This window comes from Methylobacterium sp. R2-1, from assembly GCF_014191355.1.
Taxonomy (GTDB): domain Bacteria; phylum Pseudomonadota; class Alphaproteobacteria; order Rhizobiales; family Beijerinckiaceae; genus Methylobacterium.
Genome location: NZ_JACHWM010000007.1, coordinates 154,124 through 168,924 on the forward strand (window position 1 = coordinate 154,124; position 14,801 = coordinate 168,924).

At 71.4% G+C, this 14,801-nt stretch carries 15 protein-coding genes; 3 read left to right on the forward strand and 12 right to left on the reverse strand.

From position 1 onward, the window contains the following. Positions 1-16: 16 nt before the first annotated feature. The 4 genes from FHU13_RS12025 to FHU13_RS12040 form a co-directional block, all read right to left on the reverse strand. Complete coding sequence (locus FHU13_RS12025; RefSeq protein WP_183436116.1) at positions 17-1,576, reverse strand: exopolysaccharide biosynthesis polyprenyl glycosylphosphotransferase; 1,560 nt, start codon at positions 1,574-1,576, stop codon at positions 17-19. Positions 1,577-1,625: 49 nt separating this feature from the next. Beyond that, a complete protein-coding gene (locus FHU13_RS12030; RefSeq protein WP_183436207.1) occupies positions 1,626-2,624 on the reverse strand; it encodes an NAD-dependent epimerase/dehydratase family protein in 999 nt (332 codons plus the stop codon). A gap of 185 nt (positions 2,625-2,809) precedes the next feature. Next, positions 2,810-3,589 carry a WecB/TagA/CpsF family glycosyltransferase gene (locus tag FHU13_RS12035; RefSeq protein ID WP_183436117.1) on the reverse strand — a complete coding sequence of 260 codons (780 nt, stop codon included), beginning with the start codon at positions 3,587-3,589 and terminating at the stop codon, positions 2,810-2,812. Next, positions 3,586-4,614 (reverse strand): UDP-glucuronic acid decarboxylase family protein, encoded by a 1,029-nt coding sequence (locus FHU13_RS12040; protein WP_183436118.1) that lies wholly within the window; start codon positions 4,612-4,614, stop codon positions 3,586-3,588. Before FHU13_RS12040 ends, FHU13_RS12035 begins: the two co-directional genes overlap by 4 nt. Before the next feature lie 399 nt (positions 4,615-5,013). Here FHU13_RS12040 and FHU13_RS12045 point away from each other — a divergent pair, with 399 nt between their 5' ends. From FHU13_RS12045 to FHU13_RS12055, 3 genes are read left to right on the forward strand one after another with little or no spacing between them, the layout of a single operon-like run. After that, complete coding sequence (locus FHU13_RS12045) at positions 5,014-6,417, forward strand: polysaccharide biosynthesis/export family protein (protein WP_183436119.1); 1,404 nt, start codon at positions 5,014-5,016, stop codon at positions 6,415-6,417. Positions 6,418-6,454: 37 nt separating this feature from the next. Beyond that, positions 6,455-7,864, forward strand: coding sequence for a mannose-1-phosphate guanylyltransferase/mannose-6-phosphate isomerase (locus FHU13_RS12050; protein ID WP_183436120.1), 1,410 nt, complete (start codon positions 6,455-6,457; stop codon positions 7,862-7,864). Between the two features lie 23 nt (positions 7,865-7,887). Beyond that, the gene (locus FHU13_RS12055) at positions 7,888-8,301 is read left to right on the forward strand and encodes a hypothetical protein (protein ID WP_183436121.1); all 414 of its coding nucleotides are present in this window, start codon (positions 7,888-7,890) and stop codon (positions 8,299-8,301) included. Positions 8,302-8,334: 33 nt separating this feature from the next. Here FHU13_RS12055 and FHU13_RS12060 read toward each other — a convergent pair whose 3' ends face one another. Genes FHU13_RS12060 through FHU13_RS12095 form a run of 8 tightly spaced genes read right to left on the reverse strand, consistent with a single transcriptional unit; the run spans position 8,335 to position 14,801 of the window. Beyond that, positions 8,335-9,015, reverse strand: coding sequence for a response regulator transcription factor (locus tag FHU13_RS12060; RefSeq protein ID WP_183436122.1), 681 nt, complete (start codon positions 9,013-9,015; stop codon positions 8,335-8,337). After that, the gene (locus FHU13_RS12065) at positions 9,012-9,662 is read right to left on the reverse strand and encodes an MxaH protein (protein WP_246714624.1); all 651 of its coding nucleotides are present in this window, start codon (positions 9,660-9,662) and stop codon (positions 9,012-9,014) included. Before FHU13_RS12065 ends, FHU13_RS12060 begins: the two co-directional genes overlap by 4 nt. After that, positions 9,659-10,603 (reverse strand): YncE family protein, encoded by a 945-nt coding sequence (locus FHU13_RS12070; RefSeq protein ID WP_183436123.1) that lies wholly within the window; start codon positions 10,601-10,603, stop codon positions 9,659-9,661. Before FHU13_RS12070 ends, FHU13_RS12065 begins: the two co-directional genes overlap by 4 nt. 24 nt (positions 10,604-10,627) lie before the next feature. Then, positions 10,628-11,158 carry an SRPBCC family protein gene (locus FHU13_RS12075; protein ID WP_183436124.1) on the reverse strand — a complete coding sequence of 177 codons (531 nt, stop codon included), beginning with the start codon at positions 11,156-11,158 and terminating at the stop codon, positions 10,628-10,630. Continuing rightward, positions 11,158-12,153 (reverse strand): vWA domain-containing protein, encoded by a 996-nt coding sequence (locus FHU13_RS12080; protein ID WP_409518498.1) that lies wholly within the window; start codon positions 12,151-12,153, stop codon positions 11,158-11,160. The genes FHU13_RS12075 and FHU13_RS12080 overlap by 1 nt, the downstream gene beginning before the upstream one ends. Positions 12,154-12,164: 11 nt before the next feature. Then, entirely contained in the window at positions 12,165-12,791 is a 627-nt protein-coding gene (locus FHU13_RS12085; protein ID WP_183436209.1) for an MxaK protein, read from the reverse strand. Further along, positions 12,791-13,873 (reverse strand): vWA domain-containing protein, encoded by a 1,083-nt coding sequence (locus FHU13_RS12090; RefSeq protein WP_312889581.1) that lies wholly within the window; start codon positions 13,871-13,873, stop codon positions 12,791-12,793. The genes FHU13_RS12085 and FHU13_RS12090 overlap by 1 nt, the downstream gene beginning before the upstream one ends. Positions 13,874-13,877: 4 nt before the next feature. Next, a complete protein-coding gene (locus FHU13_RS12095) occupies positions 13,878-14,801 on the reverse strand; it encodes a nonribosomal peptide synthetase MxaA (RefSeq protein ID WP_183436126.1) in 924 nt (307 codons plus the stop codon).

The following is a 14,801-nucleotide window of genomic DNA, read 5'->3' on the forward strand; positions in this document are numbered from 1 at the left end:
GGCCACCGGCCCCTCGTCAGCGGGCACCTTTGGCGGTGAGCACCGCCGGCACCGTCTCGAGGAGGATGTACAGATCGATCCAGATCGACCAGTTGCGGATGTAGAAGCTGTCCTGCTGCTCCTGGACCGCGAGGTCGCCGTCGCTGCGGGCCGAGATCTGCCACAGCCCGGTCAGGCCCGGCGGCACGCTCGCCCGCAGCGCCTGGAAGGTCGGACCGAACCGCTCGGTGTGGTAGGCGGGGAAGGGCCGGGGCCCGACCACGCTCATGTCGCCGCGCAGCACGTTGAGGAGTTGCGGCAGCTCGTCGAGGCTGGTGCGGCGGATGAAGCCGCCGATGCCCGGCAGGACGCGCGGATCGTTGCGCAGCTTGCAAAAGCGCTCCCACTCGCGGCGGGCGCCTTCGTCGGCGGCGAGGTGGTCGGCGAGACGCGCCTCCGCGTCGCGGAACATGCTGCGCAGCTTGTACACGCGGATGGTGCGGCCATCCCGCCCGACGCGGGGCTGGACGTAGAAGGCTGGCCCCGGATCGGCGAGCTTCACCGCGAGCGCGAGCATGCCGATCAGCGGTGCGAACAGGATGAGCGCGGGCAGCGTCACGGCGAGGTCGAGCGCGCGCTTAAGGCGCAGGTTGTGCGGCAGGAAGATCGCCCGACGCACCACGAGCCCGACCACCGGGCCGAGGCATCGGGTCTGGAGCCGCACGGTCTCCACCTCCGGCGCTTGGTGCGCCACGATGACCTGTCGGAACGGGTGCCGGGTCAGCCAAGCGAAGCGGGCGGGTTCGCGCTCGCCCGGCGTGCAGATGGCGACCTCGGCCGTTGCCAGCAGGTCAGCCATGCGCTCGGCCATATGCTCGGCCCCGCCTTGGTCCTGCGCCGGCCCCAAAGGCGCGGTGCGGAAGGGCTCGACCCCGTCAGCGGGCTCGCGGACGATGCCGATCGGTCGCAGGCCGAGTTCCGGCCGCGCGGCGAGGCTGCGGGCGAGGTCGGCGGCGCCCTCGCCGTAGACGATGGTCGCCGCCCCCCACACGCCCCGCCGGACGAGCCGCGCACGCACGAACCCCTCCGCGTAGTGCCCGAGCGGGATCGAGAGGAGAGCGGCGAGCCCGGCGGCGGTCGAGAGCCACGGCGAGGAGCCGCCGCCGACCAGAACGGCTGCGCCGAACGCGAAGGCCGCGGCGAGCCCGCGGCGGCGCAGCCGCTCGATCGGCTCCGCCTCGATCGGTTCGTAGAGGCCGCACAGGGTCAGGGTGCCGATCTGCAGGGCACACCAGCCGAGCAGCGTGGCCGGCCCGAGGCCGGGGAGCGCTCCGGCCGCCGCCATGACGAGCAGGCTCGCCCCGCAGGCGGCCAGCACGGCGGCGGCGTCGCCGCCGAGGAGGGCACCGGCGACGATCAGGCGCCGGGGCCAGGCGGTCGCCTCGGAGCGTCGGGACCGGGCCGGCCCGACACGCTCCTGAAGGCGGTCTTGCAGGCGTTCTTGAAGACGCTCTTGCACCCGCTCCTGCACGCGGTCCTTCCAGCCCGGCGCCCCGGCCGGCAGGAGGCCGGTGTTGACGACATCGACGTCGGGCATGGGTTCGCTCGTGCTGCAGTACCTGCGGGGAGGGGCGGGTTCGGCCGGCCTATTCGGCAGCCTGCCTCGGGGCGGTGTCCGCCTCCCGCTGCGCTTCCTGAACCTGCGCCTCGATCCAGTCGTAGGTGGGCTTCAAGCCCTCGCGCAGGTGAATGCCGGGCTCCCAGCCCAGAACCTCGCGCAGGCGGGTGTTGTCGCTGTTGCGCCCGCGCACGCCCTGCGGCTTGCTCAGGTCGAACGATTTGTGGATCGTCTTGCCGGCGGCTTCGGCCACGAGATCGACGAGGCCGCTGATGTTGACGAGCTCGTCCGTGCCGAGGTTGAGCGGCCCGTGATGGTCCGACTGCATGATCCGGTAGATGCCCTCGACGCAGTCGTCCACGTACATGAACGAGCGGGTCTGCTGGCCGTCACCCCAGATGTCGATCGTGCCGCCGTCGGGCGTACGCGCGACCTTGCGGCAGATCGCGGCCGGTGCCTTTTCCTTGCCGCCGTCATAGGTGCCGAGCGGCCCGTAGACATTGTGGAAGCGGACGGACCGGGTCGGGAAGCCGTAATCCTCGGTGAAGTACTGGCAGAGCTTTTCCGTGTAGAGCTTCTCCAGGCCGTAGCCCTCCTCGGGGGCCGCCGGGAAGGCGTCCTCCTCCTTCAGCGGGATCACGCTCGGCACGTCCTGGAGGTGCTGCGGGTAGACGCAGGCCGAGGAGGAGAACAGGAACCGCTCGACCCGCGCGTCGAAGGCGGCCTTCAGCATCTGCGCGCTGATCATCGTGTTGTTGAAGGTGATCGAGGCGTGCGCGCCGGAGATGTAGCCGATGCCGCCCATGTCGGCGGCGAGGTTGTAGACCTCGTCGACGCCCTTCACCGCCTCGCGGCACTCCTCGAAGGAACGCAGGTCGGCGAGCATGAACTCGTCCGCGTCGCTTTGGCCGAAATCGGGATATTTGATATCGACGCCGCGGACGTGATAGCCGTGGCGACGCAAGTACGTCACCAGATGTCCGCCAATGAAGCCGCCGGCTCCGGTAACAACTGCGCTCTTCGACATGATGTTGACGCCTTTCTGCTTCGGCGCTTCCATTCTTATTTCGTGGATCGACTAAGCATATCTTCTCGATGGGCGATCATACTTTCGCGCTCATCTAGCCCCTAGGAGTGCCTAGCACGCCTTCCGATCACGGTTTGCGCTCCCGCTGGGCGCGAAGGCGCGGCGGGAGCTTGGTTGAGAGCGGCTCAGAAGGAGCGGCGCGGCCGCGTCGGCGCGTTCAGGAGCTGGACCGAGGCGCGCAAGATGAATTCCGGCACGATCCGCCCGTAGCGGCGCCACAGCCGGCGCGGCTCGGTGCCGAGGCGGAAGGCCCATTCGAGCCCGCGCCGCTGCATCCAGACCGGCGCCTGCCGCTTGGTGCCGGCGAGGAAGTCGAAGGCCGCACCGACGCCGACCATGACCGGCACCTCCAGCCGGTCGCGGTGGCGTGCCATCCAGTATTCCTGCTTCGGGGTGCTGAGGCCCACCCACAGGATGTCGGGCTTGGCCGCGTTGATGCGGGCGACGATCGCCGCGTCCTCCTCCGGCGTCGTCGGGCGGAAGGGCGGCGAGAAGGTCCCGGCGACGGGAAGCTCCGGGAACTGCTCGGTGAGGCGCGCGGCCAGCCGCTCGGGCAGGCCGGAGGCACCTCCGAAGTAGTATTGCCGGTAGCCCTTGCGGGCCGACAGGGCCGTCAGCGCGCGCATGAGGTCGGGTCCGTAGACCCGCTGCGTACGCGGGAAGCCGAGCCGGCGCGCCATGAAGACGAGCGGCATCCCGTCCGGCGTGACGAGGCCGGCGCGCTCGTGGATCGCCCGCAGAGCCCCGTCGGTCTGGCACTCGATGACGCCGTGGGCGCCGGTGATGCAGACATAGTGGCGCTGGCGGTCGAGGATCCAGTCATCGACCGCCGCCACGGCATCGTTCAGGGAGATCGCGCTGACCGGCACCCCCAGGATCGGAACGCGGGGGAGCAGTGGGTTCATGAGCCGGTCCTCGCCAGATCCACCTTGGTCAGATCCACCTTGGCCGGATCCGGCGCCGGCTCGAACGGGGTCACGCTCGAGGCGGAGGCGGAGAGCAGCGCGTCGAAATAGGCGATCGTCCGCGTCAGCCCTTCATCGAGCCCGACCTTCGGGCTCCAGTGCAGCATCTCCTTCGCCCGGGTGATGTCGGGGCAGCGCTGGCGCGGGTCGTCCTGCGGCAGCGGGCGATAGACGATGGCGGAGCGCGAGCCGGTGAGCGCGACGATCCGCTCGGCGATCTCGGCGATCGTCACCTCGGTCGGGTTGCCGAGATTGACCGCGCCGTCGAGCGTGCCCTCGACGTTCATCAGGCGCATCAGCCCCTCGACGAGATCGTCGACGAAGCAGAAGGCACGGGTCTGGCGGCCGTCGCCGTAGAGGGTGATCGGCTCGTTGCGCAGCGCCTGCACGACGAAGTTCGAGACCACCCGGCCGTCGTCGCGGTTCATGCGCGGCCCGTAGGTGTTGAAGATGCGCGCCACGCGGATCGTCACGTCGTGCCGGCGCTGGTAGTCGAAGAACAGGGTCTCGGCGCAGCGCTTGCCCTCGTCGTAGCAGGCGCGCGGGCCGCTGACGCTGACGAGGCCGCGATAGCCTTCGGGCTGCGGATGCACGTCCGGATCGCCGTAGATCTCGCTGGTAGAGGCCTGGAGGATCGGGATACCGAGGCGCTTGGCGAGCCCGAGCATGTTGATGGCCCCGAGCACGCTCGTCTTCGTGGTCTGCACCGGGTCGCGCTGGTAGTGAACCGGAGAGGCGGGGCAGGCGAGATTGTAGATCTCGTCCACCTCGACGTAGAGCGGGAAGGTCACGTCGTGGCGCATGACCTCGAAGCGCGGATTGCTCAGGTGCTGTGCGAGGTTCGACCGGTCGCCCGTATAGAAATTATCGACGGCGAGCACGTCGTGTCCCTGCGCCACCAGTCGATCGCACAGGTGGCTGCCGACAAACCCGGCTCCGCCTGTCACGAGGATACGCTTTTTCATCGCTCGACGTCTCCCATTGTCGGTCGACCCCAGACTAGGGGACGAGGACCGCGCCCGGCATTGCTGTTTCGAGGAAGATGAGGCGCTTCACGGTGCGAAGGCGACGTACCGCCACCGGGCGGTCAACGCCCCTTTCGAGCCCCGGGGGGACCGGCAGGCGCGGAAACGGTTCCCAACCGCGCCCGAGGACGGGCCCCGGCCCCGTCGGACTAACCCGGTCGCGAACCGAGGGGGGCCCGAATAGCCAGGACAAAAGGGGAGGGGGCTCTGGCATTCAAGCAGGGCGTCGCGACGGCCCGACCCCCTCACCCGAGCACGTCGGGCTTCGGCGCAAGCTTCAAGACCGGCACCCTCCAAGATGCCGGTCGGCGCCCGAACCACGGCCTGAGAGGCGAAGGCATGCTCGACTTCAGGACTTTCCGGCCTTGGAACGACGGGCGCCGCCTCGGCTCGGGGCTTGCGGCGACGCTCAAGACGACACTGAAGAAGGCACTCGGCACGGTGCTCGGAGCGGCGCTCGTGCTCGGTCTCGCCGGCTCTCCCCTGGCCGCCGAGGTTCAGGCGCCGGCACCGCTGCCGGAGCCTCCGGCCGAGGCCGCGCTGCTCCTGTCGAGCGGCGACAAGGTGACGATGGTCGTCTTCGGCCAGACGGACCTCACCGGCGAGTACGTGGTCGATGCGGTGGGCGACCTGAACCTGCCGATGGTCGGCCGCGTCCGGGTCGCGGGCCTGAGCCCGGAGCAGGCGGAGACGCTGGTGCGCACCCGGCTCAACGACGGCTATCTGCGTTCGGCCACCGTCAGCTTGCGGCTGTCCGAGATGAAGCCGGTCTACGTGCTGGGCGAGGTGCGCTCGCCCGGCAGCTACACCTACCGCTACGGCCTCACCGTGCTCGGCGCGGTGGCGCTCGCCGGCGGCGGACGGGTCGGCGATCGCTCGATCACCGAACTCAAGGGCGAGGTGCTGACGGCGCGCGAGCGCCTGCGCGGGCTCGAAATCGCCCGGCTCGCTCAGCGCGCCCGACAGCTCCGGCTGGAGGCGCAGCGGGACGGCCGGACGAGCTTCGTCTCCGACGAGCTGATCGGTCCCGAGGCCACCGCGCTCCTGCGCGGCGAGCAGGAGATCTTTTCGCTCCAGCGCGAGAGCGAGCGCAGCGAGGTCGGCCTGCTGCGCCAGCAGGTCGAGCGGCTCGAGACCGAGCGGACGGCGCTGACCCAGCAGCGCGCCCTGATCGACGAGCAGGTCAAGCTGACCGAGGCCCAGGTCCGCAACTACGCGCGGCTGACCGATAACGGCCACGGCCTTCAGACGATCATGGTCGACCGGCAGCGCGAGAATGCCCGGGTTCGGGCGGAGCTCGCCCGGATCGACGCGGACCTCGCTCGCAACGGCACCGCCACCGGCGAACTCACCCTGCGCCAGCGCGACACCGAGAACGGCCACCGGCGCCGGGTCGTGGCCGACCTTCAGGCCACCCGCCAGCAACTCCTGGAGACCGAGGCGAGCCTGCCCATCGCCCGCGACCTCTTGGAGAGTCGCGCGCGTCGGCTCGCCGCTTCCGATGGCGGCACCGAGGCCACCGGCTGGACCATCGAGGTCACCCGGACCCTGCGCGATCGGGCGGTGACCTTCAAGGCGGCTCTGACCTCCGTGCTGCTGCCGGGCGACGTCGTTCAGGTCTCGCCCGCCCGGCCCGGCACCGGAGAGGCGCCGCCCCCGGCTCCCGCCCGTAACGGAGCGGCCGCTCCCGGGCCCGTCTCGCAGGCTGCGCCGGCCCTGCGCAGCTCCATCGAAACCCCCTGACCCCTCCTCGATTCCCAGCACAAAAGGACGCCCGTCGATGCCTGCACGGATCCAGCCCGTCATCCTCTGCGGCGGCTCGGGAACGCGGCTCTGGCCCACCTCCCGCACCTCGCTGCCGAAGCAGTTCGTGCCCCTGCTCGGTCCCCACTCGACCTTCCAGCAGACCCTGCTGCGGCTCCAGGGTCCGCTCTTCGCCCGGCCGATCGTCGTCGCGAACCGGGACCATCGCTGCCTCGTCGAGAAGCAGGCAGCGGCCATCGATGCCGCCGTCACCCTCCTGCTGGAGCCTGAGCGGCGCGATTCCGGCCCCGCGATCCTGGCCGCCTGCACCCTGGTGGCGCGGCAGGATCCGGAGGCGGTGGTTCTCGTGCTCCCCTCCGACCATATCGTCACCGAGCCGCGGGCCTTCCGCCGGGCCGTCGCCTCCGCCCTGCCGGCGGCGCGAGCCGGACGCCTCGTCACCTTCGGCATCGAGGCGGACCATGCCAGCACCGAATACGGCTGGATCCGGCCCGGCATCCGCGTCGAGGCGCGCTGCCACGCGGTGGACACCTTCGCCGAGAAGCCGGATGCGGCGCGGGCCGCCACCTACCTCACCGACCGCTGGCTCTGGAATTCCGGCAACTTCCTGATGCGGGCGGACACCCTGTGCGGCGAGTACGCCGCCTTCGATCCCGACACGGCAGCGGCTGCCGTCCTGGCGGTCGAGGCGGCCGCCGACGAGGGTGGGGTGCTTGCCCTCGACGCCGAGGGGTTTGCCGGCACCCACAAGACATCCCTCGACTTCGCGGTGATGGAGAAGACGAGCCGCGCCGCGGTCGCGCGGATGCGCTGCGGCTGGTCGGATGTCGGCAACTGGAACGCGCTCTGGGCGATCAGCGAGCGGGACGACCTCGGCAATGTCAGCCGCGGTGCGGCCGAGCTGTTCGACAGCGAGGGCTGCTTCGTCTCCTCGGACGGAATGGTGACTTCGCTCGTCGGGGTACGGGACCTCGTGGTCGTGGCCGAGAAGGACGCGATCCTGGTGGCCGATCGCAGCCGCTGCGGCGACGTGCGCAAGATGGTCGAGATCCTGCGCAGCAAGGGCCGGCCCCAGGCCGAGTGGCACGCCTCCTCGCACCGTCCCTGGGGCAGCTACCGGGTGCTGGAGGCCTCCGACGGTTTCCAGGTGAAGCGGATCACGGTGGCGCCGGGTGGGCGGCTGTCCCTGCAGAAGCACCGCCACCGGGCCGAGCACTGGGTCGTGGTGCGCGGCTGCGCCCGGGTCACCGTGGACGACACCGTCGCCGATTACCGCGAGAGCGAGCACATCTTCATCCCGCTCGGCGCCATCCACCGCCTCGAAAATCCCGGCAACGACGATGTCGAGTTGATCGAGGTGCAACTCGGCAGCTACCTCGGCGAGGACGACATCGTCCGCCTCGAGGATGCCTACCACCGCGCCTGACGCCGGTCGCCATGTCAGGCGCCATGACGGGCTCCGAGGAGCGGACGACGGAGACCGGCCCGGACGCCACGGTGTCCGAGCCGGTGGAGCGCGGCACCCTGACCCGGCACTGGGACAGCCTGGACGGGGAGGCCGCCGCCCTGCTCGGCGCGGTCGAGCGCAGCCTCGACGAGGCGCCTGACGCAGGCCTCCTGCGCCCGACGCCTCTCTGCGGGGAGGGTCCGCGGCCCCGGCTCGGGGGTCCGAGCCTCGCCCTGGCCCCTCTCGCTTCCGCCGCGCCTCAGCGGCCGAAGCGTTGGATCACCGCCGTGCTCGTTGCGGCGGCGCTGACACTGCCCTTCGCCACGCCCGCGGGCGGCCCCGGCCCGCGGGCCCCGACGGCGGCCATGCCCCCCGATCCGGCGGAACTGCGCCTGAGCGAGGCCCCCGAACGATGATGGGACGAGCGATGGCCCGCACCGGGCCGCCGCTTACAGCAGCGCGTTGCGCCGGTTGACCGCGATCTGGACCAGCCCGGCGCGGGACTCGACGCCGAGCTTCTTGCGCATGCTGGAACTGGCATTGATGATCGTGCGGTAGCTCACCGCCATGGCGCTGGCGATGGCGTCGTAGGATTTGCCCTGGCTCAGCAGCGACAGGATCTGCAATTCGCGGGCGCTCAAGGTGGCGAGCGGCGCCGGGCGGGCGCTGCGGTTCAGCATCGCCACATCGGTGGCGAGCGCGTGCGGCAGGTAGCCCCGCCCGGCATGGACGGCGTCCAGCGCCTCCAGGAAGGCGTCCGATCCGGCATCCTTGAGCACGAAGCCGAGCGCGCCGCTCTCCAGCGCCCGGGAGACGAGCACCGGGTCGGCATGCATGCTGAAGACGAGGATGCGCGCGGTCGGGTCCAGCGCCCGGATCCGGCGGATCAGCGACAGGCCGGACAGGCCGTCGGCGCGAAAGCTCAGGTCGGCCACGACGAGGGCGGGCCGGTGCCGGTGGAACAGGCGGTAGCCCGAGACGATGTCGGCGGCCTCGTAGACCCGGCCCACCCCCGCCGCCTCGGCCAGCCGGCGCACGCCCTGAATCACGATGGGGTGGTCGTCGATGACGAGGAGCGTCTCGGGCCGCAACGGCGCGGCATTTCGGGCGGAGGGGCGGCCGTCGCTCACGGCTGCCCTCCCGGCTGTCCTCCCGGCTGTCCTGCCGGCGGCCGGGCCGGGTCGGGGGGTATCTCCGGTGCGGCGGCCTCCGGCCGCTCCCGGGCTGCGAGGCGGGCGAGCGCGGCGGCGTGGTCGGCGCCCTGGGCGCGGGTGTTGTAGTAGTGCTGGCACATCTCGCCGTAGAGGCTCTTGCGTCGGCCGCGCACCGACGCGATCGCGCCGAGGCCGTCGATCAGGCCGCGATAGGATTCCGGCTTGCCGATCTCGGACAGCATCTGTCCGAGCTGCACCGTGCGGTTGGCGATCATGCGCTTGTCTTCCACGAAGGCACTGCGTGCCCGATCGAGGGATTCGCGCAGTTCCCTGACCTCGGCGGCGTCGCCGGGCAAGGGGTGTCCCGCCTCGCGGCCCGCGAGCCAGCGCGCGGGGTCGGTTCCGTCGGTCGGCGAGAGCCAGCCGGGCAGGTGATCCTCCGCGGTCGAGGCGACGATGGCCCCGTCGTCGCCCCGATCGGGCGCCGCGCTCGACGTCTCACCGGAGGTTTCGCCGGACGTCTCGCCCCCTCGGTCGCAGGCGGAGAGCATCAGCAGGGCGGCGAGCCCGGCCAAGGGACCAGTCAAGAGACCGGCCAAGGGACCGGCGGCGAGCGATCTCATCGCAGGATTTCCTTTGCGGCAGCGGCGACGGCGAGGCTGCGCGGGCCCTCGGCGACCGGCAACCGGGCGACCTCCTTCAGCGTGGCGAGGTCGAGAACGGAGACGCTGTCGGAGAACCAGTTCGCGACATAGGCCCGGCCGTCCTCGATCACGATGCCTTCGGGATAGCGGCCGACGCCCACTGTCGCGGCGATCGCAAGTGTGCCCGCATCGAGCACGGTGACCGTGCCGGCCTGCTGGTTGGTGACGAGCACCCGTGCCCCGTCCGGGCTCACACTGACGCCGTAGGGCATGGGGCCGACCGGCACGGTGGTGAGCGGCTTCAGCGCCTGCGTGTCGATCACGGTGAGATCGTTGCTGCGCACGTTTCCGACATAGAGGCGGCGCTCGTCCGGACTCAGCGCCAGGGCGAAGGGCGCGGTGCCAACCGAAATCGTCGCGAGCCGCGTCATCCGCTCAGTCTCGAACACGCTGATCTGATGGCTCTCCCGATCGGCGACGTAGAGCCGGCCGGCGCGGTCCAGGGTGATGTGCGCCGGGTCGCGGCCGGTCTCCGCGGAGGCCTCGACCGTGCCGTCCGCGGCCGAGAGGCGGTCGACGCGGTGGCCCGACCAGTCGGCGACGAACAGGGTCCGGCCGTCCGCCGAAGCCGCGAGGCCGAAAGCCTGGCCCCTGTAGGGGAGGCGGCGCAGCACCACGCCGGTGGCGGCGTCCGTCACGGTGATCGCGTGCCCGTCCGGATGGCTGAGGAACACCGATCCGCCGCCCGCCGCCACCGTCGCGGGTGCCTCCGCCACGGTCGCATGGCCCACGACCGCTCCCGCCTCGACGCGCGTGACTTGCGCCCCCTGCTGGCTCGCGACGTAGACCGTCGCGGCCCGCACCGGCAGGCCGGCGAGAGCGGGGGCAAGGAACAGTGCGACGAGGGCGGGGCGGATCATGTCGCGTGCCTCATATGCACCGGCTCATTTGCTCTTGCCGCCCTCCACGGCCGCCTTCAGGCCCTTCAGCCCTTCCGAGAAATACGCGTTCATCGCCGCCTTGCCGGCTTCGTCGCTGAGGTTCTCCGGCGGCTCGTTGCCGGTATCGCCGCGATAGAAGCGGCCCATCCACTCGACCTTGGAGCCGTCGCCCTCCGGGCTCACGGTGAAGGTCGCCGAGTAGGACGAGACCGGCAGCGCCGTCAGGTTCGGCTCGCCCATCCGGTAGGAATAGGTGCGACCCTCCGGCTTGTACTCGTCGAGGCTCTCTTCGAGTTTTCCGCCGTTCTTGAAGGTCAGCGTGCGGGTGCCGCCATCCTTCGAGCCGCTGCCCTCGGCCTTCCCGATCGCCGGGTGCCACTTTCCGATGCCGGCGAAGTCGCCCGCCGCCTTCCACACCGCGTCCGGGCTCGCCTTGATGGTGATCGACTGGGAGACCTTTTGCGGGGTCGGGCCGTGGGCGAGGGCAGCGGTCGCGGCGAGCGCGAGCGGAAGAACGAGAAGGGACAGACGCATTATGACATCCTGCTGGGGGTGAAGAGTGTGAAGCGGGCGCGCAGCGCACCCGCGAGGAAGACGGCGAGCACCAGGGCGAGCGCCGCCGCGCCAAGGAAGGGGCGAGGGTCGAGCCGGCCGGGCACCGGTCGCGGTGTGGCGGCCGCGAGCAGGGGCGCGCGCAGATCCGGCCCGTCGAGATGGGCGTAGGCGAGGCCGGTCTGGGCGGCCAACGCCTTCAGATGCGGCTCGCGCACGGAGGAGAGATGCTCCTCGCCGCGCGCCGCGGCCCCGCCGAAGGGGGCGTTGCGCGGGTTGTAGCCCTCGCGCGATTCCGCGTCGGCCGGCGGCGGGCCGAAGCGGTTCTCCTGCTGCACGTCGGTCTCGGCGTAGAAGCCGGTCTCGCGTCCGCGATCGTTGAATTTCGGGATTGGCGAGAGGCTATAACCGCCCGCCCCGACGATCAGGCCGCGCACCGCGCCCGCCCTGCCCTCGAAGGGCGGGATTCCGTTCGCGGGGAGCGGCGGGGTCTCCTGCCCGTCGGTGATGAACAGGAGGTCTGTGTCGAGTTCACCCGCCATCGCGACGGCCCGGTGCAAACCCGAAGAGATGCGGCTGTCGCCCTCCCAGGCCATGCGCCAATCGAGCGCGGCGATCGCCCCGTCGAGGGGCGCGAAATCGGCGCAGACTTCGACTGGTGCGAACAGCAGGAAGGGGCGCCGTTCTGTGAACAGGGCCAGCGCGAGGCGCGAGCCGCAGGGAAGCTCCGGCAGCAGGTGGCGCAAGGCGGCCTTGACGGTGTCGAGCCGGCTCGCCGGGCGCCCGCCGCTTGCATAGTCGCGCACGTTCATGCTGCCGGTGATGTCGACCACCGCCAGCACCGAGACGCCCGAGCGGGTGAGCGGCAGCGGAGGCACGACGATCGCGAGCGCTGCGAGCAGAAGCGCGGCGGCGAGCGCCTGGAAACGGCGATCGCGCAGGTTTTTTGCAAAGGGGAGTTCGGCCCAGACGCTCATGGCCCGCACACTCATGGCCCGCCCCGCGGCTGGCCGGGGATGTCGGTCCAGATCTGCTTGGGCTCGGCCTTCAGCTCGTCGCCGAACTTGCGGTCGAATTCCGGGAAGTCGCGGATCAGGCGCGAGGCGACATCGAAGTTGAACTTCGCGTCCCAGAAGTCGGGCCGAGCCTGGAGCGCCCGGCGATACTCCTGGCGCGCGAGCGTGACCTGCGGGCCCGCCTTGTCGAGTTCGCTGCGCTCGATCAGCCGGAAGGCTTCGCGGATGCGGGCATTGGCGACGACGTAGCGGGCGCGGGCCGAGGCATCGGCGGATCGCCGATGGTCAAGAGTCTCCAGCAGCGGCTCGGCCTCGCCCAGGCGGTCGCGGTAGGCCAGGAACTTGGTGCGCGCGACGAGGAGCGCGTCGGGGGCATCGGGCGGGACGGCGATGTCGCGCCCCGCTTCCAACTCGGCGATGGTCGCGTTGGTGCGCGCGTCCCGCCAAGCCGAGAGCGCAAGGGCGGCGGCGGCTCCCAGCAACAGGATCGGCAGCAGCACCAGCCCGTAGGGGCGAACGGTGCGCCAGACCTGCGCGGCGCCCGCGCCGATCCGGGTGCGCAGCGACGGGGCGGGCGCGTGGGAGAGGGCGGAGGGCATCATGCGGCGGCCCTTTTCGACACGGCGGCCGCCTGACCGTTGGCAGGGGCCGGATCAGCGGGGCGCTTTGACGACGCCCGCGCGGATGTGCGGACAAAATCGGTCTCCGCCAGCTTGGCGAGCACGAGGAGGAGAAGGCCGAGGGCGGCGAGGGCGTAGGCCCAGCCGGTGAGGTCGCGGCGCGGGCGCTCCTCGGTATAGGGAATCGGATCGCGCTCCAGCGCCTCGATCTGGCGCACGGCATTCGCCACCGCGTCGGCGCCCTCGGCCTCGAAGGCGCGGTAGGGCACGCCGAGGCTCCTGAAGAACAGGTCGAGATGACGCTCGGGGGCCGCTTGCGGCGTGTCCTCGCCCGCGGGCTTGTCGGTGATCGAGGGCGAGCCCTTGGTGCGCAGGAACAGCCAGTAGAGGTTCGGCTGCACCTTCGTGAACTCGGCGCGCAACTGCGCCTGGATGCGCGGGTCGATCACCGCCGCCCCGTCCGAGACCAGCAGCAGGGCGCGCGACACCCCCGGTGTGCCCGCCCCGAATTGCGACAGCGCCATCCCGAGGCCGCGGGCGACGTTGGTGTAGTCGAGGCCGGGCCGGTCGATGGCGGCGACCGCCGCGCGCACGGCATCGTGCCGGTCGGTCATCGGCACGACCAGCATCGGCGCGGTGGAGAAGGCGGTCACCGCGAACTGGTCGTGGGCGCGCTCGCCGACGAAGTCGCGCAGGATGCGCCGGGAGGCCGCGGCCTTCGATTCCTCCGCCCCCGAGGGCTGCCGGCCGGCAAAGGTCTCGTTCATGCTGCCGGAGCGGTCGATCAGCATCGAGATCTGGGCACCGATGCCGGTGCGGGTCACGCGTTCGCCCGCGCGGTACGGGCCGGCCAGTGCTAGGACGAGGCCGCCGATCGCCAGCATGCCGGCGGCGGTCAGGGCGATCCGCAGGCCGGAGGAGAGGGGATCCTCGGGGGCCGCCGCGACTGAGGACACCGCGCTGCGCCGGGTGACGGACAGGAGCAGCGGCAGGAGCGCCAGCGGCAGGAGCCACAGAAGCCAGGGCGTGGCCAGGCCGAGGGGGGGGAGGAGAGCCGCCACCGGGTCACGCGCTCCGCTCGACCGCGCCGAGCCGGCGCAGCAAGGCCTCGACCTCGGGCAGGGGAAGCGTCGTCCCGGCCCCGGCGGTGTCCCGGCCGAAGAAGGCCAGCCGCGAGGCTGAGAAGAATTTTTCGAGGCCGCCCGCCTGTCCCTTGAAGGCAGGATGGCGGCCGAGGAAATCGGGCAGGTCGTCGGCGAGCACCCGGCGTCCGTCGGTCGCGTCGAGGCCGCGATGCAGGGCGAGCAGCGCCTCGCGGTACAGGGCTTCTCCCTGCGATTGCCGCTTCGCCCGGCCGAGCGCCTTCAGGGCGAGCGCGAAGGGCCGGCCACGGCGACGTCCAAAGATCCACCACGCCCGGTCGTAAGCGAGCAGCAGCAGCGCCAGAACGGCGAGCGCGAGGAAGCCGGCGGCCGAGGCCAGCGCCGGTTGCGGATCGAGGCGCGGTGCGCGCCCGTCGGGCCGCAGGTAGTCGGCCGGGTCGTCGCGCCGCTCGGGCTGCACCTCGCGCAAGGGAGAGACGCCGATCTTCCAGGCCGGCACCTGCGCCACCGCCGTGGTCGAGCCGTTGGCGCCGGCACTCTCGACGGTGACGGGGAAGCCCGGCACTTCGAGCGTGCGGGCATCGAGCGCGACGTAGAAGTCCTGATAGGTCAGGCGCAGCCGGATCACATGCGCGCCGTCCGCGCCCCGGCTCTCCTCCGTCCGCACGTCGCGCAGGTCGAGCCAGTAGGTGACCGGGCCGGGCTTCGGGAGGGAAGGGCGTTGCAGGGTGAAGCCGGGATCGGTGCGGATCTCGGCCTGGACCTGGACGAGATCGCCCTGGAAGTAGCCGAAGGCGCGGGGCGTGCGCAGCTCGACGCCGCGCACCTGGGCGGCGGCCGGCAGCGGCACCAGCGCGAGGAGGAGGGCGAGGGGCAGCGCGCGCAT